This window comes from Bacillus sp. TH25, from assembly GCF_016650935.1.
Taxonomy (GTDB): domain Bacteria; phylum Bacillota; class Bacilli; order Bacillales; family Bacillaceae_G; genus Bacillus_A; species Bacillus_A mycoides.
Map to the genome: position 1 here is coordinate 570,832 of NZ_JAEKEU010000009.1, position 25,207 is coordinate 596,038.

The following is a 25,207-nucleotide window of genomic DNA, read 5'->3' on the forward strand; positions in this document are numbered from 1 at the left end:
TTGGTCAATTTCTTTCTAAAAAAAGAAGTGCATTCCTGCTATGGATATGCACTTTTTTCTTACTTCATTACATGTATAATCCGCCGTTAATGTTTAATTGCTGACCTGTGATATACGCACCGTCACGGCATAGATATACTACACCTTTTGCAATTTCATCAGCTTGACCAAAACGTTTTTTCGGGATTTTCGCAACGATTTTTTGACGCACTTCTTCTGGTACTTCTGCTACCATTTCAGTATCAATAAATCCTGGGCAAATTGCGTTTACAGTTACATTTGTTCTTGCAAGTTCTAACGCTAATGATTTTGTAAATCCTAACATACCTGCTTTTGCTGCTGAGTAGTTTGTTTGTCCAAATCCACCAGCTTGGCCAATAATAGAAGAAATACTAATGATTCTTCCTTCTTCTGCTTCCGATATGTATGGAAGTACCGCACTTGTCGTATTAAATACACTGCTTAAGTTCACGTCAATTACGCGCTCCCAATCTTCACGATTTAATTTTTTGAATGTACGATCTCTTGTAATACCAGCATTATTAACAAGAATATCAACTTTACCAAAATGATTCACAGCTTCTTCTACAAGTCTGTTTGCATCTTCTACTTTAGAAACATCCGCTTGAACTGCATAAACGTCATGTCCTTCTTTTCCTAATTCATTTACTAAGTTTTCAGCTGCTTCTTTACTGCTGTTATAGTTAATAACTACTTTTGCTCCCTCTTCTGCTAATGCTACTGTAATTGCTTTTCCAATTCCTTTTGCCCCACCTGTTACGATTGCTACTTTGCCATTTAATTGAACCATTTCTTTTCCCCCTTAAATGAATTTGTGAACGATTGTTATGAATCATTTTGGTACTCATACTAATTGAGTCCATATATTAATTATGTTTCGTTGTTTATACATGAAAAGAGATTCTCCCTCTCTCTTTTACACGTTATAAACAAACGCGATTATCATTTTTTATTTTCCGGCTTATTTTCTGGCTTATTTACAGGCTTTACTTCTTCTTTTACAGGTACTTGTAGTTTAGCTAGTACTGCATTTTGCTTTTCTAGCAATTCTAAAATTTGATCAACTTTCGTTTCTAACGTGCGCATATCTTGTTTTACTTTCGTAACATCACGCTTTAATGTAGGAGCTTGTCCTAATGAATCCACTTTCTCTTCTAGAATTTCCTCGATGTTATCAACTTTATTTTCTAAGTTAATAACAAGCGTAGCTACTCTAGCGATATCCTCTCTCGTCGGCACATTCACCTGTTCTAAATAATTTTTTGTCGTATCATTTAATGCTTTTTGATAAAACAAATTCAAATCTAGAACGCTGCCCATCCAAGCAGAATATTCTTCTGTTTTAATTGTTTCATTGAGCGCTTTTCCCCAAAATGTTTCGGTTTGTTCATAAGCATTTTTCCATGCTTGCAATGGATCGAATTTTTGATCAATCACTTCGACTACACTCCCTTTTTCGTTTTTGAAACAATTCAACCTATTCACTATTTTCTAATATTCCGAATAAAACTTCAAGTATATATTTTATTTTTCTTTATTTTCTAACAAATGTATTGACATTAAAAACAGATAGGTGTAAATTGCACTTATAAGCAAAAAATTCCATCTAACTGATTCATGAGGTGATGCACAATCATGCTACATAATGAACCAGAACACCCAGAAAGTTTGGAAAAAAACCAAGCGAAACAACCAAACTCCATGCCAAAAAACTTCTTAGTTCCTTTCTTACTTCTCTGTCTAAAAGACTGGAGTCTTCATGGTTACAAACTTATTCAAATGCTAATGGACATCGGCTTTTCTTCTGTTGACCAAGGTAATGTGTATAGGACACTACGCAAATTAGAAAAAGAAAATCTTATTTCTTCTACTTGGGATACAAGCGAAGGCGGGCCAGCGAAACGAATTTATTCTTTAACAGAATATGGAGAGCAATATTTAACAACATGTGCGACTTCTTTTGAACATTATCAAAATATGTTGCGGACGTTTTTCACGTTATACACCAATGCATTCTTTCCATTTTCTACTTCTCCAGAAAAGGATGAAAAGGATTCTTCATCTTCACCTGGTGGTACAGCAGAGTAATCTGCGTTCACAATATGCAAAAAAACATTTGGAGGTCAAACAATGGAAACTAAGCCATACGAATTAGTCGATGCATTTTGGAAAAACTGGTCTCAATCTCTTTCCCTCTTCTCTTCAGCTGGGAAACAATTAGAGCAACTTACTTTAGAAACGTTAAAACAACAACAAGACGCTTTGCATAAATTAACATCAGGAGTAGATGAACTAGAAAAAGAACTACACCAATTCACTGCTCAGTTCAATAACCAATATACAGACTATGTGAAGCAATTAACTGGAAACTCCTTAAATGATCAAATTAACGAGTGGCAAGAAAAGTGGAATGAGCTTTCTAATCAAATGCACCAACTTACTGTTTCGCCTACGAAAACATCTTTGTCTATTCTTACTCAAACTAGCGGCCAATTTGAAGAAACAACAAAACACTTTATCGAACAACAACAGTCGCAACGTGAAGAGGTTCAAAAACAGTTAGAAGTTTTTTTGGGAGAGTTCAAGTCCAAACAACTAGAACTCGCAAAGCAGTTCGAGGAAAACTCAAAAAATCTATTTACTTCCATCAAGTAAGAAAAATGTGGCAACTAACTGCAGCACAAACAAAACTCTTTCTTCCTCCTACTACATCAAGATGGCTTACATTTTTCGATATGGAAAAGAAGGAGGACAAAATGAATCCATTTCAAGAAGCACAAACTGTTCCGGAGCTTCGTTACGATGAGATTCAAGTCGGTGATCAAGCATCACTTACAAAAAAAATTACGGATGAGGACGTTATCAATTTTGCAAAATTGACTGGAGATGTAAATCCTATTCACATTCTAGACTCTTTTGCAAAAACGACAATGTTCAAAGAACGTATTGCCCATGGCATGCTCGTTTCAAGTTTTATTTCTACCATTCTTGGAACGAAACTTCCTGGCAAAAATACGATTTATTTATCACAAAACGTTTCATTCCGTGCTCCTGTCAAAATCGGTGATACACTTCGCGTTGTGGCAGAAGTTATTAAAAAACGGGACGATAAAAAAATTATCACATTGCAAACAAACATATATAATCAATCTGATGATATTGTCGTAGAAGGTACAGCGACAATACTGAAAAAAGAGTAGCAAATTTGCTACTCTTTTTTCTATCCAAGAACTTCTAATCACACCGTTTACTTCCGTGTATGAGTACGTCGTTTACACATAAAATAACATTACCAGATAGCACTTAGCTAAACTGGATTACTCTTTAAGGATGTGTATCAACATGGTGAAAACAAACAAATTACTAGTTCCGGGTGCAGAGCAAGCACTTGAACAATTCAAATATGAAATCGCACAAGAATTCGGTGTAAGCTTAGGATCTAATACAGCATCTCGTTCTAACGGATCAGTTGGCGGTGAAGTAACGAAACGTCTTGTTGCTTTAGCTCAACAACAATTACGCGGATAACTATATAACCTATGGCTTAGAGGCAGATATTCTCTGCCTCTTTCTTTTTTAACATACATAATAGTGCTTCTTCACATACTAGTAAGAGCAAATCGAAAGGAACGATATGTGAAATGAAACGGATTAACATTAGCATGAGTCCTCCCCGTGTTCTTACTGTATCTTTTATTATGCTATCGATTATCGGTACATGCCTATTGAAATTGCCAATTGCTACAACAACGTCCATTTCATGGCTCGATGCCTTATTTACAACGGTTTCTGCTTGTACGGTTACAGGGCTTGGTGTTGTGGACACTGGTAAAGTATTTACCTTATTTGGCCAATGTGTCATTTTAACACTTATACAAGTTGGTGGGCTTGGCATTATGAGCTTTGCTGTTTTAATCGCAATTATGCTCGGCAGAAAAATCGGCCTTCAAAACCGGATTTTATTACAACAAGCATTAAACCAAACAAATGTCGGCGGAATCATTCGTCTTGCAAAAGCATTATTTTTATTCTCTTTTACTGTAGAATGTATCGCTACTTTACTTCTCTCTTTTGAATGGGTACCAAAATATGGGGTTGCCAAAGGTATATATTATAGCTTTTTTCATTCTATCTCAGCCTTTAATAATGCTGGGTTTTCTGTGTGGAGCGATAATTTAATGCCGCACTCCCATAGCATTCTCGTCAATCTCGTTATTTCTTCCCTCATTATTTTAGGTGGGATTGGTTTTACGGTTATCGTAGATATAAAAAGAAAGAAAAACTTTAGAAACCTTACTTTACACTCAAAGCTTATGCTCTCTTCTACTCTAATCATCAATATTATTGCTACAGCTTTTATTTTTATATTCGAGTTCCATAATTCTCTTTCTATGAGAGGATTTACACCATTTGAAGAAGGCATGGCTGCTTATTTTCAAGCAATCTCGACTCGTACAGCTGGGTTTAATACAGTGGATATTGCCGCTCTATCTAAACCATCACTTTTATTAATGATGCTTCTTATGTTTATTGGTGCTGGCAGTGCTTCTACTGGTGGTGGGATTAAATTAACAACTTTTTTAATTATGTTTTTCGGCGTATTTAAATTTTTGCAAGAACAAGATGATATTGTCGTGTTTAAAAAATCCATTAAAGATACGCTCATTGTCAAATCATTAACGATTACTATTATTTCAATTTCGTTTATTTTTCTTTCCATTTTAATTTTAAGCATCACTGAGAAGGTTCCTTTATTAATGAGTGCTTTTGAAGTATTTTCAGCATTTGGAACTGTCGGCCTTAGCATGAATTTGACGCCACACTTAACAATCATCGGCAAAATAATTATTATCTTTATGATGTTTTTTGGAAAGATGGGGCCTTTAACATTAGCCTTTTCATTTGCACGTAAAAAACAAAGAAAAATAAAATATCCAAACGAAGATATTTTAACAGGTTGACAACCGTATAAATTATCCATATAATGAGAGTACAATAGCATATCTCCAAAGGGGAGTAGCGTCCAAGAACTATTTCTTGGAAACAAAGTCGTCATTACGTAGAACTTAGTTCTTCCGGCTTTGTTGGCATTTTCATTACATATGTCTAGCAAGACCTTTGCCTATCAACGGCAGAGGTCTTTTTTGTTTTCAAATTTCCTCCACCGTTGATGCGCAGGAGTATGGGGAAACTAAACAGTGGGGAACTTCTTCACTTGTTTAGACTTTATAGAAATGAGAGGAGAATGTACATGGATGTATCATTATTATTGGAGTATGGTTGGGTATTACTCATCCTAATTGCACTAGAGGGGATTTTAGCGGCTGATAACGCTCTCGTTCTCGCAATCATGGTAAAACATTTACCAGAAGAAAAACGAAAGAAAGCACTATTTTATGGATTAGCAGGAGCGTTCGTTTTCCGATTCGGATCACTATTTATGATTTCGTTCCTAGTAGATGTATGGCAAGTGCAAGCAATTGGTGCGATTTATCTTATGTTTATCGCGGGGAATCACTTATTTAAAACGTATGTTAAAAAGAATACACATGAAGAAACAGAAGAAAAAGAAGCAAAGAAAAAACAAGAGAACTTTTGGTGGACTGTATTTAAAGTCGAAGTTGCTGATATCGCCTTCGCAGTTGATTCAATTTTAGCTGCTGTTGCATTAGCAGTGACTTTACCGAAAACAGGATTAGGTACGGTTGGTAGTCTTGATACAGGTCAATTTATCGTTATCTTTACAGGTGGACTTATCGGATTAGTTATAATGCGATTTGCAGCAACTGCTTTCGTACAAATATTAAAACGTAAACCAGGACTTGAAACTGCAGCATTTTTAATTGTAGGTTGGGTTGGTGTGAAATTAACAGTTTATACGCTAGCACACCCTGCTTTAAATGTCCTTCCGCATTCATTCCCAGAATCCACTCCGTGGAAGCTTACATTCTGGATTGTATTAATTGGAATCGCAGTTTGCGGTTGGTTCTTCTCGAAAGAAGTAGAAGTAAAAGTAGAAAAGAATTTAGACGAAAAAGCGCTGTAATTACAGCGCTTTTTCTTTTTTCTCGTTTCAATTCCCCTCTCTATTTTCAGGAAAAATTCCATTATACTACCTTTTGTAAACGCTTCCTTTCTAGATGTATGTCCTTTTTGTGAAATATTGCACAAACTTATTGAAACTATGAACAAATCCATGTACCTTATTCATATAAGGAGTATTTATAGACGATGTATTAAAGGAGCGTATTACTCATGCTAGAACAAGGATTAGATTACGTTGTAAAACTGGCTAAGAGCAAAAAACAAATGCTAGATATAAATCCAATGCAATATTTCGTTCGTGCTGCACTTGCGGGCATTTATATCGGTTTTATTATTGTACTATGTTTTAAATTAGGTAACTTTTTTCATATTGCAGATTCACCAGCAACATATTTAGCTTCCTCCATGTTTTTCGGAATTGCTCTCGTACTTATTATATATGGCGGCGCTGAATTATTTACTGGCAATACGATGTACTTCACAGTGGCAACTTTAAGAAAAGAAACAACGATTTCTGATACACTTCGCAACTGGGTTGCTTGTTATGCAGGTAACTTAGCTGGCGCTTTATTCTTTGCCTTACTATTTTACGCAACTGGAATTTTCGAAGCAATTGATCACAGTCATTTAATGAATAAAGTTGTTGAAGGAAAGATGAATACACCTACAATGCAATTATTCTTTAAAGCCATTTTATGTAACTGGCTCGTATGTCTTGCCTGCTTCTTACCTTCTCAAGTGAAAGGTGACACAGCAAAAATATTAATGATGATGATGCTCGTTTTCACTTTCTTTTTATCTGGTTATGAGCATAGCATTGCAAACTTATCACTGTTTGCTTTATCTTTAGTATCACCACATCCTGAGACAATTTCTTTTGCGGGCGCTATTCATAACTTAATTCCAGTTACAATCGGTAACATTATTGGCGGATCCGTATTTGTCGGTATGGTATATCATTACTTAACAAAGAAAGCACCTGTTGTTGAACAAGAGAAAACTCAATTAGTTGGAGCTCAAACGGAGGAAATTATTCCTTTACAAGCACATATGAAACATTAAAAACTCCAAAGTTTTACTTTGGAGTTTTTAGCTCCCTACATATTTCAAGGCAATATAAGGATTAATTTCCCCGTTTTCCTTCCCTCTCTCTATGCTCTTTTTCATCTGATGCATACCGATGACATCATTTGTATGAAGGTGAATTTCATTAACATATAAACCTTCGTTGCAGAAAGCTTCTACGAAATCTAACCCACTTTTTTGTCGCCATCCCATATTATAATCGAGGGAAATAATATTCACCTCATTATCCCTAACAATTTGCAAGGCAGATTCTACTGTAGTTGCCAAAACATATCCGTATGGGCAACTTCTTTGATCATCCATATATACATTCATTTTCTATCTCCTCTCTATTTTGCATATGTGACCAACACATAACATATTGCTCCAAGGCTAATAAAAGGTCCGAACGGAATTGGAGTTCTTATGTTTATACGTTTTAGCGCTATACCTATCCCGAAAAAACAAAGACTAAAGCAAGATGCTAAAAATAAAGTTATAAAACCCCCTTTCACTCCGACTATACATCCGAGTAACGAAAGTAATTTTACATCACCTCCGCCAAGACCATCTGGATAAATCTTTTGCATGCAATATAACAAAATGAATATAGTTCCACTACCAGCTAAACTATCTATCCAAGTAACTAACGGTACAAAAATACATTCTAAAATAAGCAAAAGCGCAAACCAAATTAAAATACGATTAGGTATTAGCATATATACTAAATCTGTAACTGAAATAATTAGAAGTAACGAAAAAAGCGATAAAATGATGATGAGCTCTCTTTCCATTCCAATTACATATACAGTAAGAAAAAATAAACTGCCTGTAACAAATTCAAATACTATGTACAAACTTGAGATTTTCCTTTTACAATTCGTACAACGCCCTTTTTGTATACAAAATGAAATGATTGGAATAAGTTCTTTCGGCTGTAACGTATACTTGCAGTAATGACAGTACGAACGTGGTGTAATAATAGATTCCCCTACTGGAACTCTCATCGCAATCACCATAAAAAAAGAACCAAACACCATACCTATTAACAATGCATATAAATAAGTGAACATCCCTTCCTCTCCTTTCCAAAAGAACATAACAAAAAAAGGAGAGAACTTCTACTTCATATTATCTTTATTCTATTAAAAAAGCAGGCCGTTTCCCGGCCTGCTTTCCCCTATTTTATACGATGAAATATACTGCTTTTAATGGTCCGTGAACTCCGACAACAAGGTTCATTTCAATATCTGCAGAGTTACTTGGTCCTGTTATAAAGTTAATACAAGATGCAACTGCTTCGCCATTTTCTACACGTGAGTTCATATCCTGAACTGCTTGCGTAATACGAGGTACAAGTGTTTCACGTGGAATAATAGCAAAGTATACAGTCGGTAAAAAGTGTAAAGAACGCCCTTGTCCTTTATGACTTTGTACAACAATCGTACCAGATTCAGCTAAAGTATAATCACTAAATGCAATACCGATATTCGCTTTTTCCGCTATACGCATATTCTCTTCTTTTTTCTCAGGATCCCATACATTTACCTCAACATTTTGCTTTGGAAGCTCTTCTTTAAATAAAGAAGTCAATCCATAGGAATCAAAACGTTCATCTGCTGATAATATAATAGGTCCCCCGCCGTTTTCCATGATTACTTTTTGAATATCTTCACGTAAACGGTCGTTTGTCGTTTCCACAACAGTTGTATGAATGTTTGTACATTGCTTTTTAAATACTTCTAACAATTCTTCTTGTGAATAATCTTTTAACGTTTCTACATTCACATTACTTTTCCATGCTGGACGTTCTACGCCTTCTGTTTTACGCGCGCGCCCAAGTTCTTTTGCGATATTATCTAGAAAGGACTCACGGTTTTGAATTAATCCTGTCATTATTTGTCCCCGCCTTTCTTATGATCTTTATACCAATCACGGAATCGTTCTTTACTTGGAGCCGGGAATTCACGAATATCCGTCCAGTTTTTAAGTGGTCCAACACCTTTTGATACACGGTTACCAGATGTAAATGGACTCATTGCTGCCGGTGCCATTTTCGATCCCATTTTATATAAAGCTGCTGAAGAAGCACCCATACTAAACATTTTCATTGCTAATTTTTCTGCAAGTGGGGCACGACCTTCTTGCTCAACGATGACTTGACGATGTTTTAATAATAAATCATGTAATGGAATTTTCACTGGACAAGCTTCTGTACATGCTCCGCATAAACTAGATGCATAAGGAAGCTCTTTGTAATCGTCATACCCACCTAAAAGTGGTGTTAATACCGCACCGATTGGTCCTGAATAAATAGATCCATACGAATGTCCACCAACGTGACGATATACGGGACATACGTTAACACAAGCGGCACAACGAATACATTGCAATATTGAACGGAATTCCGATCCAAGAATTTGAGAGCGTCCATTATCAACAACGACTAAATGAAACTCTTCTGGTCCATCTACCTCTTCCTCTTGAATTGGTCCTGCTACTGTTACATAACTTGTTAATTTTTGACCTACCGCACTACGACATAGTAAACCAACTAAAACATCTAATTCTTCCATTGTCGGAACCATACGTTCCATACCCATTACTGCAATTTGTGTTTTCGGAATCGACATGACAAGATCGGCATTACCTTCGTTCGTCACTAAACAAAGAGAGCCAGTATTTGCAACAGCGAAGTTACAACCTGTCACACCAATTTCTGCATCCATAAATTTCTCACGAAGTTGTTTACGAACAAACTTTGTCATTTCGTATGGATCATCAGAATTTTCATATCCAAGTTTTTCTTTAAATACATCACGAATTTGCGTTCTGTTTTTGTGAAGTGCAGGCGCAATAATATGTGATGGTGGATCGTTATCTACTTGCAAGATATACTCTCCTAAGTCACTCTCTAACACTTCACAACCAATCTCTTCAAGGGCATGATTCATACTAATTTCTTCAGTTACCATTGATTTTGATTTTACAACTTTCTTCGCTTGTTTCTTTTTTGCAACGTCTTGAATATACTTTGCTGCATCCTCTTTCGTTTTCGCAAAGTAAACGTGACCGCCTCTTTTTGATACATTTTCACTTAACTGCATTAAATAATAATCAAGATTTTCTAACGTATGTTGACGAATTTGTTCACCTAGTTCACGCCATTCTTCCCAGTTTCCCAACTCGTCAGCTGCTTTTAATCGATTTGTATATAAACGCGTTTGTGCAGAAGATACTGCTCCGCGCATAAACGAATCTTGAATTCCATCGCCAACACGATCATTAAATTTTTTCTCACTGATTTTCATAGACATAGCTTATGTTCCCCCTTCATGAGCGACTATTCAAGACCTCAGCAATATGCATTACTTTTACTTCTTTTCCTAAACGCTCAATACGTCCGCCAATGTTTAACAAACACCCACAATCTGCACCGATTAAATAATCAGCACCTGTTTCCATTACACTATCTACTTTTTCATCTACCATTTGCTCAGAAATTGGAGTCATCTTAACTGAAAACGTTCCCCCAAACCCACAACAATTTTGCACGTTCGGCAGTTCTCTCACAATTAATCCTTTTACGCTTGATAATAAAATTCCTGGTGCCTCTTTTACTCCAAGCAGGCGTGTCATATGACAAGATTTATGAATAGTAGCTATCCCTGGTAAACTTGCACCAACATCTGTAACTTTTAAAACATCTACAATAAATTGTGTAAATTCATATGTTTTATCAGCAACCTTTTGTGCACGTTTAGCCCACTTCGGATCATCTTTAAAAACATGCGGATACTCATGAAACATTGTCGCACAAGATCCAGATGGCGTAACGATATATTCTGCATCTTCAAAAGTTTCAATCATATGTTTCATCGCTTCTTTTGCTGCTTCTACATGGCCGCTATTATAAGCAGGCTGACCACAACAAACTTGTGCTTCTGGAAATTCAATTTCACAACCTAAACGCTCCAATACTTCAACTGTTGCTTTACCGACGTTTGTTTCAAACATATCGACTAAACAAGTAACAAATAAAGTAACTTTCATAACTATAATTCCCCCTCATTACAACTCCGCCAAAAATCATATGGTCATCAGATGACTAAGATTAGAAGAAGTAGGCTCAACCATGGCCTATCCTCTCCCCCTTCTAAAGAAAACGCTTACTTAATCTCTCTCTATTTTATCAGAAAATTAGATTTTTAAAAGATTAAATTACGAATTTATATCGCTTTTACCTGTGACAATATGTTCTACATTTGTTAAATGATTTAGCATCGCTTGCTGCGCTAATTCCACATCTTGCTTTAACACCGCATCATATATAGATTGATGCTCTTCTAAAAGTCGTTCTGATGTTGTTTGTTCACCATATAAAATAATGCGTCTTGATTCACCAATCGTTTCAGCAATCATCTCTGAAACATGATTCATGAGCTCAAGCAAGATGTTATTATGCGAAGATTCTGCAATTCCCATATGAAAATGAAAGTCTGCTTTTTCGCCAGCCTTCTCATCTCCAATGCTCTTTGCCATTTCATCTAACCACTGCTTCATATTTTGCAAATTAGCTTCCGTACGTTTTGCCGCTGCCGCTCGAACTGCCCCCACTTCGAGCACCTTCCGTACTTCTAATAAATTCAAAATATCCTCTTTCTTCATTAATAACTTGTTATTTAGTGATTTTGTTAATGAAGAAGGATCGAAATTTCTTACATATGTACCTTCTCCTTGTTTCATTTCAATTAAGCCCATTGCTCTTAGCGCACTTAGCGCTTCACGAACAGCAGATCTGCCAACTTGAAACTGCTCAGCTAATTGATGAACAGGAAGTAGTTTGTCACCAGGTTTTAACGTACCATTTTTAATCATTGTTAAAATAGCTTCAGATACTTCTTCGTAAATTTTTTTCGGTTTAATAGATTTGTACTCCAGTTAAATCACCTCAGTATCTTCCAAACAACAATTGTAACGTTTTATAAGAACTTAGCATCCATAACTATTTTAGAACGAATTAGTAAGAAGTACAAATGTTTTGTTCATAAAATAGTCAAATTTTTGATATTTGTTTGATATTAATTAATACATTTACGCGTAACTATTTACCTTCAATATGAAGAGCATATTCCAAAAGTTAGAATATGCCCTCCTCATCTTGTGCTTTTAATTTAATACTAACTGTCGTGCCCTTACCTTTTTCACTTTCTATTCTCCACTCACCGTCATGTATATGAACAATTTGCCTTACAATTGCAAGACCTAAACCTGTTCCACCGTGTTGACGACTTCTCGCTTTATCTACTCGGTAAAAGCGTTCCCCCAGATTTTCTAAATGCTCTCTATCAATACCTATTCCTGTATCTTTTATGTGCAATTCACAATAATCATCGATTTGCTTTAATGTTATTATGATATCCCCGTTTTGATTTGTATAACGTATCGCATTATCTAATACATTATGAAGTACTTGTTGCATACGATCCTCATCAATCATTACGATAATTTCAGGATTTAAATTCGTTGAAATACGAAGGTTTTTTTCTACAAACTGTAACTCGTACGTATTTAGTACATCTTCAATAAGCTGTGAAAAAACGATAGGTTGTTTCTTTAAGGGAAAGTGTTCACCTTCTAGCTGCGCTAGATCTAATAAATCATGAACGAGGCGCTGCATGCGACCTGCTTCTTTATGAATAAGTTGCGTTACTTTTTCCTGCTGCGGCCCCTTCGCTACACCGTCTAAAATAGCTTCACTATATCCTTTAATATAACTAAGCGGTGTTCTAAGTTCATGCGAAACATTAGCTAAAAATTCCTTACGCTTTACATCTTCTGTTTCTAAGGAATTTGCCATTTTATTAAAGGCTTTTCCCAATCGTCCAATTTCATCTTCTGAAGAAATTGTAATCCGCTCTGAGAAATCTCCAGTAGCCAAATGATTTGCAACTCGTTCCATTTGCGAAAGCGGTCTCGTAATAGCGATAATAATTTTTCTACCAATCCATATTGTAATTAAAATCATTGCAAGTGCTAACGGCGCTAAAATAAGACCCATATCAAATATTAAGTCTTTTATACTTTTTAAAGGAATATAAGAGTATACAATACCAACTAATTTTTTATTATCTAAAACAGGGATGACAACACCCATAATATTACGATCAAAATGTTCTTCATACCCTATCTTTGTCACAGTTTTCCCATCTAATAGCGCCTGTCTATCCCCTTCACTTATAAGAGAATGATGGTGAACATCAAAAGGCAAACATGCGCTTAAATCACGCGGATTGTATACGAAAAGGACATCTGAACTAGATATTTGATCATATGCCCTTACTTTCTCTTCAAAAGTGGATACTCCTTCACGTTTATCATATTGCGTGGCAAGACGTTTCCCTTCCATTACTAATGAATCTTTTAAATTATCAACGTATAACTTTTCATATGAGTATAAAGATACAAAATAAAGAAAGGAAACTGTTACACATACTGCACATACTACTGTAAGCCAAAGCTTTTGTACCATCGTAAACATACGTTACACCTCAAATTTATAACCTACACCCCAAACGGTTTGAATGTAGTTTCCACTTTCTCCTAGCTTTAGACGCATCGTTTTCACATGCGTATCTACCGTTCTTGTACTTCCTGCATAATCATATCCCCACACCTTTTCAAGCAGCTGTTCCCGGCTAAATACTTGTCCATTATGTTGGCAAAGAAAATATAGTAAATCGAACTCTTTTACCGTAAGAGGAATCGTCTCACCATTCGTCTCGACCCTCCTACTTTTTTCATTAATAAGAATCGGTCCAAATTGAATCTCTTCTTGCTGTTCTTGCTTTGTATATCGTCTTAAAACAGCTTCCATACGAGCAATTAGTTCCCCGGGACTAAATGGCTTTACAATATAATCATCTGCTCCCATACGTAAGCCGTTCACCCTATTCCACTCTTCACCTTTTGCTGTTAAAAATATAATAGGTACATCCGACGTTTTTCGAATCTCTTTACAAACTGAAAGCCCATCCATCTCAGGCATCATAATATCTAGTACAACGAAATCGTAATGATCCGTCTCTAATTTTCGAAGTGCCTCTTTTCCATTTTCAGCTTCTCCCCACTCGTATCCGAAGTTATCTAAGTACATTCCGACAAGTTGCCTCATATCACTTTCGTCATCTACGACTAGCACGTTATATTTACTCATTGTCCTTCCCCTTCTCTCTCTATGAGTTGAAACGGTCCTTTTCCGACTTTAATTGTTTGTTTTATTTTCATATTCTTCATATCCATTACGCATACTTCATCGCTATCATAACTAGCTACATATCCTTCTGCACCGCTTTTCAAAAATGCAAATGGATTAGATCCTACTTCTGCAAATCCTACCTCTTGATACGTACTTGCATCAAACTTTCTAAGCGTATTTGAACCGTGACTTAGCGCATATACATACTTATCATCCTTTGTTATATTCACAGGCATAAACGGAGCATGTAAAGAACGCATCATCTCCCCGCTTTGTAAAGAATACACTAATACTTTCTCATTCACTTGACTTCCATCACCATGTCCACCAATCCATATTTCTTTCCCATCAGCGCTAACCGTTGCTCCTGTTGATGCTGGTGGGATCATAAAGGACTGTATCACTTCTTTTTTCTTTGTATCAATGGTCGTTAGTTTCGTATCATAAAAGTTGAGTACAGATAACTGGTTATGATGCTCTACCATCGTTATCGGCCCTTTTCCTGTTGAAACACTCCCTGTCTCTTTTCCTTTTATCGTAAAGAACCTTACCTTTTGTTCATTTTGATCGGCAGCAAATAATTGTGTTCCATCATCTGATGCGATAACATTAGCAATTCCTTTTCCAATCTTATATTTGTCCACTTGTCTTCCTTCTGCTAGTGAATATACATACATATATTCTAATTGCTTACCATAAACAAGTATTTCCTCGCCATTTGGAAGTAGCGTAACCCCCGCAATCGGCTCATTTAATTCCCATGTTGTTAATAGCTTCTTTGTTTTTTTATCAATAAAACTAATACTACCTTCCTTTATATTCGTTGTTATAATAACACTTTTATCTTTAGCAATCGGTGTATACGAACTTCCTTGACACCCTACTAATAGAAATAAAAAACAGAGAAGAAAAACATACTTTCTCAAAAGATTCCCTCCATCTTCGGATGATTTCGTTATAATTGTAAAATAACAAATAAATGTGTGGAAAATGTGAAATCTTCCTTTATTAATAAACTTACATATATAATGTACAACAAATAGAATTTGAGGTGTGTAAATTATGCTTTTTCCTGATTTAGCGAATAAAATTGTACGTGAAGTACGCAGATTAATTACTGAAAACATTATTATTATTAATATACAAGGCGTTATTATCGCAAGTACAGATGCGAAAAGAATCGGTCAATTTCATGAAGGTGCACTCCGCTGTGCGAAACAAAAGAAAACTGTCATTATTACAAAAGACGATGAACGACGACTGCAAGGTGTAAAAGCTGGGATGAACCTTCCTTTACTATTCCATGACGAAGTAATCGGCGTGATTGGAATTACAGGAGAACCTGAAAATATTTCACAATACGGAGAAATATTACGTAAGATGACCGAATTATTAATTCATGAAAACTACTTTTTAGAACAACTAGAACTTGAGCACCGGTCTTATGAAGCATTTGTCTTTGATTGGCTTCAAAATACAGACTGGTCTCCAAGTTTTCTCGATCGTGCAAAAACGCTTGGTATTGATTTATATAAGAAGAAACAACTTATTTTATTATCAATCGCCCAAGATAATCCGATGCTCCAGCGTAAAATTTGGCAACACATGCGCAACATTTTAGCAAAAGAAAATTTATTTGTTCGCTGGGGAAATGATCGGTTTATTTTGTTTACAACAATCCAATCCAAAGAGCAAACCTTTCAATTTTTAAAACGGTTAAAACAAGACTGTGAAACTTTATTTTCTATTACTTTATATATCGGGATTGGACAAACAGTTACGCCAAGCAATATGAACTTATCGTACGAACAAGCATTACGCGCCCTTTCAGTATCACTTGAAACGAAAAAAATTGTATTTAATGAAGATTTACGTTTAGAAATGTGCTTACAAGATATTTCTACTGAAACCCGGGAACAGTTTCTAGAGCGTACCATTGAAAATTTAGTATCATCTCCTGAGCTTATGCACACTTTACGTTTATTTATCGATTATAACCAATCTTATAAGCAGACAGCTGAGCAATTACATATACACATTAACACATTGCATTACAGGCTAAAAAAGATTGAAGAACATACAGGACTTGACCCGAAACAATTCAAAGATTTAAATGTTTTATACTTCGCACTCCTCTTATTAGATAATCATACAAAAAATAACGATAAAATAGATTAATCTTTAGATGATTGTACATAGAAAGAATCCTCCAACTTTTTTATCATTATAATGAAAGCACTGTTACAACGTTTTTTATTATGACGAAATACGTTAACAGTTTGAGGGGGATTTCCAATGTTAGAAAAGCAAATTATTGATTCATTCGTATCTATTGTTGGCGAAGATAATGTAGATACATCCAATATGGGGCGTTTAACTTATAGTTATGATGCCACTCCAAACTTCCAAGCGATGCCTGATGCAGTCATTGCTCCTCGTAATACAAATGAAATAGCAGACGTGTTAAAAGTGTGTAACACTCATAAAATCCCCGTATACGTTCGCGGGTCTGGAACAAATCTTTGCGCTGGAACGTGTCCACTTGAAGGTGGTATCGTCCTTATTTTCCGCCATATGAACAATATTTTAGAAATTGACGAAGAGAATTTAACAATTACTGTACAAGCTGGTGTTATTACACTTGATATTATTAAAGCAGTAGAAGAAAAAGGTTTATTTTATCCACCAGATCCAAGCTCTATGAAAATTTCTACAATCGGCGGTAACATTAATGAAAACTCCGGCGGATTACGTGGTTTAAAATATGGCGTAACACGTGATTATGTAATGGGGCTTGAAATTGTTTTACCGAACGGCGATATCATTCGCACTGGCGGTAAATTAGCAAAAGATGTAGCTGGTTATGATTTAACTCGTTTATTTATTGGTTCTGAAGGAACACTTGGTGTTGTTACGGAAGCTATATTAAAACTTGTCCCTATGCCTGAAACGAAGAAAACGATGCTTGCGCTATATGAAGATATTAACGAAGCTGCTCGAGCTGTTTCTGCTATTATTGCAAATAAAATTATTCCGGCGACACTTGAGTTTTTAGATCAACCAACAATTGAAGTTGTAGAAGAGTTTGCACAAATCGGTTTACCAACTGACGTCAAAGCAATTTTATTAATTGAACAAGATGGCCCGCCCGAGGTTGTCAATCGCGATATCGAAAAAATGGCTAACGTTTGCCGTGCTATGAATGCGGTCGATGTTCGCGTTGCAAAAGATGAAGCCGAAGCAGATGCGCTTCGTACAGCACGCCGTAGTGCACTATCAGCACTTGCAAGACTAAAACCGACAACAATATTAGAAGATGCAACTGTACCACGTTCACAAATCGCTCCAATGGTTGAAGCAATTAATGCAATTGCAAAGAAATATAATATTCCTATTTGTACTTTTGGTCATGCTGGTGATGGCAATTTGCACCCAACTTGTATGACAGATGCCCGTAATGAAGACGAAATGCACCGTGCTGAACAGGCTTTTGCTGAAATATTTGCGAAAGCGATTGAGCTTGGTGGTACGATTACCGGTGAACATGGTGTTGGCGCGATGAAAGCTCCGTATTTAGAAATGAAATTAGGTAAAGAAGGTATCGCTGCTATGCAAGGGATTAAACAAGCCTTCGACCCAAACAACATTATGAATCCTGGAAAGATGTTCGCGAAAGACTCTCGTAAAAGAGTGGTGGTTGAGCGATGACCACATTAAATAAAGAAAACATTCAAAAGGAATTTAAAGAACGATTAAGTGAAGATGAACTACTAAACTGTATGCGATGCGGCTTTTGTTTACCAACTTGCCCTACTTACATTCAATCTGGGTATAAAGAATCACATTCCCCACGCGGACGTATCGCCTTAATGAAAGCCGTCGTTGATGGTTTAATTGAGCCGGATGAAGATGTTGAAGATACATTAAATGTTTGCCTTGGCTGCCGCGCTTGTGAACCTGTTTGTCCATCTGGTGTGAATTATGGACATTTATTAGAAGAAGCTCGTGATATTATTAATCAAAATAAAAAGTTCTCCATGCCCGTGAGAGCTGTTCGTAAAGTTGTTTTTGAAGGACTATTCCCGCATCAAAACCGAATGCGAACATTAACAGGACTAATCGGATTTTACCAACGTTCTGGTTTACAAACGCTAACACATAAAACAGGTATTATGAAGTTATTCCCTGAAACACTTGCAACGATGGACCTCGTTTTGCCAAAAGTCCCTAAAATGAAAGCAATGAAAGATCGTCCTGAATTTTTACCTGCTGAGGTGGCAAAGAAGAAACAAGTTGCATTCTTCACAGGCTGTTTAATGGATACGATGTTTTTAGAAACAAATAACGCAACGATGAAACTTCTTCAGTTAGCTGGTTGTGATATCGTTATTCCGAAAACACAAAGTTGCTGCGGGGCATTACATGGGCATGCTGGTGAAAAGAGTGGAGCAAAAGAATTAGCAAAACGAAATATAGAAGCATTCGAAGATTTAAACATCGACTATATTATTACGAATGCAGGTGGTTGCGGAGCTTACCTCGTAGACTATGATTATCTGTTAAAAGATGATCCCAAATGGGCTGAACGCGCAAAGCAATTTGTTTCTAAAATTAAAGATATTACTGCTATACTAGTAGAACTAGATTTCCATAAACGTAATGACTTACGACTCACGCCGCAAATCATTACGTATCAAGACTCTTGTCATTTACGCAATGTTATGCGAACATCTTCGGAACCTCGTATGTTACTAGAGGCCATTCAAGGCGCAACATACCGCGAAATGAAAGATGCGGACCGTTGCTGTGGTTCTGCTGGTATTTATAATATTGTCCATTCGGAGTTATCAATGGAATTTCTAGATTACAAAATGGACCGTGTACATGAAACAGATGCAGCGACAATTGTTACTGCAAACCCTGGATGTCTATTACAAATGAAACTAGGTATTGAACGTGAAGGTCTTTCTCATAAAATGAGAGGAATTCACATTGTTGATCTATTATTAGAAGCAATTGAAACCAACTCGTAATAACTCGTAACATACGTAATAATAGGAAAACGGCTATCTCCTTCGTCTATGTAAAGAGATAGCCGCTTTTTTGTCCGCTACAACATTAAAAATATGTTACTTTATTATAAAAAAGAACAACAGAAACATTACAGTTTTGTAAAAATACATCCAGTATATTCCTCAAAAAAAAGCTAAAATCATTGATACAATAGGATTCTTCATTTTTAATATAGGTACATTTATCCAAAAACCCCCTCTTAAAACCAAGTATAAAAATGCTAAAAATTCCTTTTATACTCTATGTTTCTCTTATTTCATCCCTTTCCTCCTCTTAGGATAAATTAGGAAAATTTTAAGTCTATGAATTTTTTTCCATCTTTTTTCTCGCAAATTGTATGCTACGATGAATTGGTCAGTCAGACAGGCTGTCAAAAACAAATCGTGTGAAAACAAATTAAAACTTTATATAGGGGGACACACATCATGAAAAAGCGTGTTTTATTATCTGTAGCTGCTGCAACAGCTCTTACTTTAGGAGTATCTTCTTTAGATGCACAAGCTGCAACAGTACAACCATCTAACATAAAGGTTCAAAATATTCAGCATTCAAAAATGATGATGAAGCAAATGAACCAACAAGAATTACAAGCATTCTTACAATCTATGGGAGTTGAATCATTAGCACAATGGAACCAAGGACAATTCCAACAAGATTGCTTCATTCCTGGTCAACAGCCTACTGAAAATGTTGTTACTGAACAACCAACAGCTAAGCCAGAAGCTCAAAAGCCTGCTGAGGAAACTCAAAAACCAGCTGAACAAAAGCCTGCTGAAGAGGTTGCTAAACCAGAAGCTCAAAAACCAGCTGAAAACAACAATACTCAAAACGAAACACAAAAACCTGCTGAGCAAAAGCCTGCTGAAGAAGCAAAATCTTTAAGCGAATTCGAACAACGCGTTGTTGAATTAACAAACGCAGAGCGTACAAAACAAGGCTTATCAGCATTACAAATCGATACTGAATTAAGCAAAGTAGCACGCATTAAGTCTGAAGATATGCAAAAAAACAACTACTTTGATCATAACAGCCCTACATACGGGTCTCCGTTTGACATGATGAAGAAATTTGGTATTTCTTATAAATCTGCAGGTGAAAACATCGCCCAAGGACAACGTACTCCAGAAGAAGTTGTACAAGCTTGGATGAACAGTGCCGGACACCGTGCAAACATCTTAAATAGTGGCTTCACTCATATCGGTGTTGGCTATGTAGAAAGCGGCAACTACTGGACACAACAATTTATTACGAAGTAAATAAAAAAAGAGTCTTCTAGGAGAAGACTCTTTTTTTATGTTTCATAGCTTTCTAATATGTATGCGTATAAAATGTAGAACATAAACAAAATAGACCCGCAGCTTATTACACTAATTAACAAGTAAAATCCCCACTTCAGGCTCAAAAGCAACGAAAATAATATGCTGCATGCCATCACTTGAAAGATTCGCCTACTAACTAAACGGATTTTTTGTAATTTGATCGGTTCTTTCTCTCTATCCTTCACCTTTTTAAACACTTTACTAAACATAAAAAGAAACATACTAATTCCAATCGTTAGTCCTGTCTGAAAGGATATAATACTTCCCAAATTAATAAAGAGAATTAGTATATGGACAAACATCATAAATAAAGTAATACTCTTTATAAATCCATTTATAATGAAATACTCCCCTTCATTAAACTTATATATATTATGTAAAATAACATATACTAATCCATGTAAAGTAATAATAAGGACAGGGATAAATAATACGACAACTTGTTTACTCATAAACTCGTTCGCTCCACCATTCTCGTTCCAATGCACTGCCATACGAGTTGGTAAATATGGATAAATACATAGAGTAAGTAAAAGACAAGCGAAAAATATCCCTAGCATATATTTATATTTGATCAAGTAATTCTCACCTCTCTTTTCTCTTAACGGCTTCGCCTCTTTCAGAGAAATCCCTGCAAAAATCTACCTTTTTCAACTTTAAACTTACACTTTACCTATTTTCTCTTTCAAATTTTTTCATTGTATCGTTTAAATTTGTAGGGAAAGGTACGTCAACAACGATCTCTTCTTTCGTAATCGGATGCAAAAAATTAATCTTCATCGCATGTAACGCTTGCCCGGACATATATGTTGTTTGCCCACCATATAATACATCCCCAACTAATGGATTTCCATTATAGCTCATATGAACGCGAATTTGATGCGTTCTACCGGTTTCTAACTGTAACGTTACGAGCGTCGCATTTTGTTTTTTAAAATATTTCTCTACTTTATAATACGTTATAGCTTGGTCTCCCTTTGGAGAAACACGACGCCTTGTAGCATGATGTCGATCTCTTCCGATAGCTGCATCAATTGTCCCCTGCTTCTTTTTTACTTTTGCTTCAACAAGTGCCATATACGTTCTTTTGATTTTCCGTTCCATTAATAAACGATCCATAATTGCACCCGCAATTCTATGTTTTGCGAATACAACACCACCTGTCGTATCTTTATCTAATCTATGGATATGCCGAACCTTCGTCTCTAAACCTTGCATTTGAAAATGAAAAGCAACAAGATTGGCAAGTGTTCCCGTCCCATTTTTTTCAGAAGGATGTGTATCCATTTGCCCCTGCTTATTTACAATGAGTACGTGATCGTCTTCAAACACTACATTTAATTCACCATATTCCGGCTCTACGCCGTACTCCTCCTCCATAAACATATGAACTTGTAACTTATCTCCTTCTTTTAAAAGTTCATTCCATCTCCTTTGTTCTCCGTTAACCGTAACACCTTTTTCCATACGAAGCTGATGTAATAACTTTTTTGGTAATTCCCATTCTACTTTTAACAACGACTCAATACTTATACCATTCCACGTCGCTGGAACCGTAATTTCGCACCATTCGCCCTTTTTCTTTGTTTCCATACTATAATCACCTTATTTCTATTGATTCTCTCATTGTAACGGAAAACATACTTTGATGCACCGTCAAAAATAGAGGACAGCCTTATAATCGACTGTCCCCTCACGCTCTAAGCCTTTTCATTTCCTGCAACACTTCTTCAGCTTTTTGTTCATACAATAAATCTTTAAAGAAATCCGCCAATCGTTTATAGTCGTTGTACGTATCTAATAAGTCGTCTATTTTCTCTCCTTTCATAATTTGTTGCTTTTGCTTCATTTTTACTGGATAGCGATACCCCGATACTTCTTGTATTTTGTAATACTCATCCTCTACTTGAATGACTTTTACAAGTTCCTCTTCTTCCGCATCCATCGTATACCCGTCAAAGTCTCTAAGCAGTTCATAAATAATATGAGTCCATTCATCTTTTGGGTAAAACCCTTTTTCCAACCGATAACCGACAATGCGATACATATGCCCATCGTTTTCAGCAAACTGTACTGTATCATTTAGCTTAAACTTAAAATAACGAAACATTGCCTTCACCTACTTGTATGTAATGTTCTTATCACATACTATGCGCAAAATATGGGCCCTGCTATTCATAAAAAATACTCATCTTATAGATGAGTATTTTTTATGATGATTTTTCTCTTTTCTTTCGAAATGGTAGCCACCAGTTCCAATCCCCAAACAATTTCATTAAACTTGGTACGAGCATAAGACGGATAATTGTTGCATCAAGAAATATTGCTAATGCAACCCCAAGCCCCATCTGCTTTACTGGTAAAATATCAGTAAAGGCGAACGCACCGGTAACAACAATCATAATTAAAGCGGCGGACGTAATAATTCTACTTGTCGAAACAAGTCCTTCTAACGTTGCTTGATCGTTATCTCCTGTTTCTTCATAAAGCTCATGAATACGTGAAATAAGAAATACTTCATAATCCATGCTAAGCCCAAATACGAGGCCGAAAATAAAGATTGGTAATACAAATAAAACTGAACTCTCTTCTAATCCGAAATGACCACCTTCAAATAACCAAATAACAATTCCAATTGTTGCACTTAAACTAAGTACGTTCATAATAATAGCTTTAATTGGAATGAGTATAGAGCGGAATGCGAATAATAAAATGACAAAGGTTGATCCAAATATAACAGACATACCAATTGCAACTTTATCTTTAATTTCATCTTCTAACTCTTGCTGGAACGTCGTCATACCGCCCAAATAATAAGTAACATCATTTTCTTTATAATTCTTTTTGAAATCACGAACCCATTGTTTTGCGGTTTCTGTACTTGGCTTCGTATCCAAAAAGACTTCCATTGTTGTTTTATTCCCTTTCGTATACGCTTCAAATACAGGAGCTATTTTCGCAGCTTCTGGCGACTGTAACATTCCAGCAACTTGATCTGCTTTCATTCCATTTAGCCCGTCATATACACTTTTCACCTTATATACTTGCTTATCGTCTTTTAACTTTTGAACAACAGCTTCTATCTTTTGTAAACTTTCTTTTTCTGTTATATCTTTCTTCGTCTCTACTACTAATGTAACATCAGCGTGTGTTTGGACAGTTTTATTAAAGGCTTCTTCATACTTCTCAAATGCAACTCTCGTATCACTCTTTTCAGGTAACGCTTCAACACCAGGAAACTGCAAGTTAGCTGTACGTAGCGGTAATAAACAAATAACAATAAATGTTGTAACAACAATAATCATGACGATTGGATGTTTCATTACAAACTGTGCAAATTTACGCCATACATTTGATGGCGTAGGCGCCGCCTGATTCTTTTTTAATATCCTTTTACCAATTAAAGATAATAGCGCCGGAAGAAGTGTTAGCGAAAACAAAATGCTCATAATAACGACAATCATCCCGCTAATAGCAACAGACTGAATATAATCTATCTTAAAGAAAAATAAGCCTGATAAACCGACGAATACACATAACCCTGAAAATACGATAGCACGCCCTGCCGTTTGATACGTAATCGCTATCGCTTCTTTCACTGTTCTCTTCGCAACTTCCTCTCGGAAACGATTTACAAATAACAGTGCGAAATCAATTGATAATGCGAGCCCAATCATCGGCGCAACATTTAACACGAAAATAGATAGCTCTTTATCACTACCTATAAAATATAAAATCCCCATCGTACTAATTACACTAAGCGCGCCATTTACAATCGGTAAAATAGACGCAATCAGACTACCAAATGAGAATAATAGTACGAGAAAAGCAATAGGTAATCCAATCATCTCTGCTACTTTTAAATCATTTTGCGTTCTTTCATTAATCTCTTGATTAATTTTCGGATATCCTGTCGGTGTTACTTTTAATACGCTATTACTTTCCTTCTCGATTTTTCCGGCAAACTGTAATGTCTTTTCCATTCGTTCTTTATTTGTTTTCCCGGAAAATAAAATCGTCGCATAACCGATATCATCTTGTAGCATCACTTTATTTTCTATCGGATGATGGAAAGACTCATACGTTTCTTTCTCTTGAATATGTTTTATAATTCCCTCTATACCTTTTTGAAACTCCTCATGTGAAGCATTCTTGTTCTTCTCAAAAATGAGTAAAAGTGTATCCTGAGACTGTTTAAAATCTTTATCTAAAATTTCCTTCGTCTTTTGATAATCCCCTTCTGTTTGGAAACCATCACCGCCCAATACTCCTGGAAGTTTTGGAGCAAAAATACCGAGCACTATCGCAAGTAGTAGTAATGCTACAATTACTGTATAACGAAATTGATACAAAAAAGTTCCTAACTTCCCCCACTTATCAATTTTATGTACATTTGTCTTCACACATTTTCACCTACTTTATATAA

Annotated in this window: 26 protein-coding genes and 1 riboswitch; of the genes, 11 read left to right on the forward strand and 15 right to left on the reverse strand. The window is 36.0% G+C overall.

Features of this window, described 5'->3' with window-relative positions; all coding sequences use genetic code 11:
• Window positions 1-67: 67 nt before the first annotated feature.
• Together JFT89_RS07490 and phaR are read right to left on the reverse strand one after the other, a co-directional pair.
• On the reverse strand, window positions 68-811 hold the full coding sequence (locus JFT89_RS07490) for an acetoacetyl-CoA reductase (protein WP_000250406.1): 744 nt from the start codon (window positions 809-811) through the stop codon (window positions 68-70).
• A gap of 152 nt (window positions 812-963) precedes the next feature.
• Window positions 964-1,458 carry a polyhydroxyalkanoic acid synthase subunit PhaR gene (phaR, locus tag JFT89_RS07495; RefSeq protein WP_201039710.1) on the reverse strand — a complete coding sequence of 165 codons (495 nt, stop codon included), beginning with the start codon at window positions 1,456-1,458 and terminating at the stop codon, window positions 964-966.
• Between the two features lie 198 nt (window positions 1,459-1,656).
• Here phaR and phaQ point away from each other — a divergent pair, with 198 nt between their 5' ends.
• The 7 genes from phaQ (at window position 1,657) to JFT89_RS07530 (ending at window position 7,128) form a co-directional block, all read left to right on the forward strand.
• Complete coding sequence (phaQ, locus tag JFT89_RS07500) at window positions 1,657-2,109, forward strand: poly-beta-hydroxybutyrate-responsive repressor (protein WP_000903018.1); 453 nt, start codon at window positions 1,657-1,659, stop codon at window positions 2,107-2,109.
• A 42-nt stretch (window positions 2,110-2,151) separates the two neighbouring features.
• Entirely contained in the window at window positions 2,152-2,676 is a 525-nt protein-coding gene (gene phaP, locus JFT89_RS07505; RefSeq protein ID WP_002011575.1) for a polyhydroxyalkanoic acid inclusion protein PhaP, read from the forward strand.
• Window positions 2,677-2,777: 101 nt separating this feature from the next.
• The gene (locus tag JFT89_RS07510) at window positions 2,778-3,221 is read left to right on the forward strand and encodes a MaoC family dehydratase (protein ID WP_001067911.1); all 444 of its coding nucleotides are present in this window, start codon (window positions 2,778-2,780) and stop codon (window positions 3,219-3,221) included.
• A gap of 142 nt (window positions 3,222-3,363) precedes the next feature.
• Window positions 3,364-3,549: an alpha/beta-type small acid-soluble spore protein gene (locus JFT89_RS07515; RefSeq protein WP_000241212.1), complete on the forward strand. Its 186-nt coding sequence runs from the start codon at window positions 3,364-3,366 to the stop codon at window positions 3,547-3,549.
• A 113-nt stretch (window positions 3,550-3,662) separates the two neighbouring features.
• Window positions 3,663-4,982, forward strand: a complete 1,320-nt coding sequence (locus tag JFT89_RS07520; RefSeq protein WP_016094507.1) for a TrkH family potassium uptake protein — start codon at window positions 3,663-3,665, stop codon at window positions 4,980-4,982.
• 38 nt (window positions 4,983-5,020) lie between these two features.
• A riboswitch (yybP-ykoY riboswitch) is annotated at window positions 5,021-5,195 on the forward strand.
• Window positions 5,196-5,272: 77 nt separating this feature from the next.
• Window positions 5,273-6,067, forward strand: a complete 795-nt coding sequence (locus JFT89_RS07525; protein ID WP_002064365.1) for a TerC family protein — start codon at window positions 5,273-5,275, stop codon at window positions 6,065-6,067.
• A 209-nt stretch (window positions 6,068-6,276) separates the two neighbouring features.
• Window positions 6,277-7,128: a formate/nitrite transporter family protein gene (locus JFT89_RS07530; RefSeq protein ID WP_002064364.1), complete on the forward strand. Its 852-nt coding sequence runs from the start codon at window positions 6,277-6,279 to the stop codon at window positions 7,126-7,128.
• 27 nt (window positions 7,129-7,155) lie between these two features.
• Here JFT89_RS07530 and JFT89_RS07535 read toward each other — a convergent pair whose 3' ends face one another.
• The 9 genes from JFT89_RS07535 to JFT89_RS07575 form a co-directional block, all read right to left on the reverse strand.
• The gene (locus JFT89_RS07535) at window positions 7,156-7,467 is read right to left on the reverse strand and encodes a cyclic-phosphate processing receiver domain-containing protein (protein WP_002064363.1); all 312 of its coding nucleotides are present in this window, start codon (window positions 7,465-7,467) and stop codon (window positions 7,156-7,158) included.
• Window positions 7,468-7,481: 14 nt separating this feature from the next.
• On the reverse strand, window positions 7,482-8,204 hold the full coding sequence (locus JFT89_RS07540) for a prepilin peptidase (protein WP_016094508.1): 723 nt from the start codon (window positions 8,202-8,204) through the stop codon (window positions 7,482-7,484).
• Window positions 8,205-8,316: 112 nt separating this feature from the next.
• Window positions 8,317-9,027: a LutC/YkgG family protein gene (locus JFT89_RS07545; protein WP_002064361.1), complete on the reverse strand. Its 711-nt coding sequence runs from the start codon at window positions 9,025-9,027 to the stop codon at window positions 8,317-8,319.
• The gene (locus JFT89_RS07550; protein WP_002011586.1) at window positions 9,027-10,448 is read right to left on the reverse strand and encodes a LutB/LldF family L-lactate oxidation iron-sulfur protein; all 1,422 of its coding nucleotides are present in this window, start codon (window positions 10,446-10,448) and stop codon (window positions 9,027-9,029) included. Before JFT89_RS07550 ends, JFT89_RS07545 begins: the two co-directional genes overlap by 1 nt.
• A 16-nt stretch (window positions 10,449-10,464) precedes the next feature.
• A complete protein-coding gene (locus tag JFT89_RS07555) occupies window positions 10,465-11,184 on the reverse strand; it encodes a (Fe-S)-binding protein (protein ID WP_002011587.1) in 720 nt (239 codons plus the stop codon).
• A 168-nt stretch (window positions 11,185-11,352) separates the two neighbouring features.
• Window positions 11,353-12,042 carry a FadR/GntR family transcriptional regulator gene (locus JFT89_RS07560; RefSeq protein WP_265182769.1) on the reverse strand — a complete coding sequence of 230 codons (690 nt, stop codon included), beginning with the start codon at window positions 12,040-12,042 and terminating at the stop codon, window positions 11,353-11,355.
• 229 nt (window positions 12,043-12,271) lie between these two features.
• Window positions 12,272-13,672 (reverse strand): sensor histidine kinase, encoded by a 1,401-nt coding sequence (locus tag JFT89_RS07565; RefSeq protein WP_002064355.1) that lies wholly within the window; start codon window positions 13,670-13,672, stop codon window positions 12,272-12,274.
• Window positions 13,673-13,675: 3 nt separating this feature from the next.
• The gene (locus JFT89_RS07570) at window positions 13,676-14,347 is read right to left on the reverse strand and encodes a response regulator transcription factor (RefSeq protein WP_002126137.1); all 672 of its coding nucleotides are present in this window, start codon (window positions 14,345-14,347) and stop codon (window positions 13,676-13,678) included.
• Window positions 14,344-15,315 (reverse strand): YncE family protein, encoded by a 972-nt coding sequence (locus tag JFT89_RS07575; RefSeq protein ID WP_002011594.1) that lies wholly within the window; start codon window positions 15,313-15,315, stop codon window positions 14,344-14,346. The genes JFT89_RS07570 and JFT89_RS07575 overlap by 4 nt, the downstream gene beginning before the upstream one ends.
• 136 nt (window positions 15,316-15,451) lie before the next feature.
• Here JFT89_RS07575 and JFT89_RS07580 point away from each other — a divergent pair, with 136 nt between their 5' ends.
• From JFT89_RS07580 to JFT89_RS07595, 4 genes are all read left to right on the forward strand, one after another.
• The gene (locus JFT89_RS07580) at window positions 15,452-16,567 is read left to right on the forward strand and encodes a CdaR family transcriptional regulator (RefSeq protein WP_201039711.1); all 1,116 of its coding nucleotides are present in this window, start codon (window positions 15,452-15,454) and stop codon (window positions 16,565-16,567) included.
• Window positions 16,568-16,684: 117 nt separating this feature from the next.
• On the forward strand, window positions 16,685-18,097 hold the full coding sequence (gene glcD / locus JFT89_RS07585; RefSeq protein WP_016094509.1) for a glycolate oxidase subunit GlcD: 1,413 nt from the start codon (window positions 16,685-16,687) through the stop codon (window positions 18,095-18,097).
• Window positions 18,094-19,422, forward strand: coding sequence for a (Fe-S)-binding protein (locus tag JFT89_RS07590; protein WP_002086860.1), 1,329 nt, complete (start codon window positions 18,094-18,096; stop codon window positions 19,420-19,422). Before glcD ends, JFT89_RS07590 begins: the two co-directional genes overlap by 4 nt.
• Window positions 19,423-19,887: 465 nt before the next feature.
• Window positions 19,888-20,718 (forward strand): CAP domain-containing protein, encoded by an 831-nt coding sequence (locus JFT89_RS07595; RefSeq protein WP_002064349.1) that lies wholly within the window; start codon window positions 19,888-19,890, stop codon window positions 20,716-20,718.
• 35 nt (window positions 20,719-20,753) lie between these two features.
• Here JFT89_RS07595 and JFT89_RS07600 read toward each other — a convergent pair whose 3' ends face one another.
• From JFT89_RS07600 to JFT89_RS07615, 4 genes are all read right to left on the reverse strand, one after another.
• Window positions 20,754-21,359: a DUF1648 domain-containing protein gene (locus JFT89_RS07600; protein ID WP_016094510.1), complete on the reverse strand. Its 606-nt coding sequence runs from the start codon at window positions 21,357-21,359 to the stop codon at window positions 20,754-20,756.
• 91 nt (window positions 21,360-21,450) lie between these two features.
• Window positions 21,451-22,374 (reverse strand): RluA family pseudouridine synthase, encoded by a 924-nt coding sequence (locus tag JFT89_RS07605; protein WP_002064347.1) that lies wholly within the window; start codon window positions 22,372-22,374, stop codon window positions 21,451-21,453.
• 100 nt (window positions 22,375-22,474) lie between these two features.
• The gene (locus JFT89_RS07610; RefSeq protein ID WP_201039712.1) at window positions 22,475-22,891 is read right to left on the reverse strand and encodes a histidinol dehydrogenase; all 417 of its coding nucleotides are present in this window, start codon (window positions 22,889-22,891) and stop codon (window positions 22,475-22,477) included.
• Window positions 22,892-22,991: 100 nt separating this feature from the next.
• Complete coding sequence (locus JFT89_RS07615; protein ID WP_201039713.1) at window positions 22,992-25,184, reverse strand: MMPL family transporter; 2,193 nt, start codon at window positions 25,182-25,184, stop codon at window positions 22,992-22,994.
• Window positions 25,185-25,207: the final 23 nt, after the last annotated feature.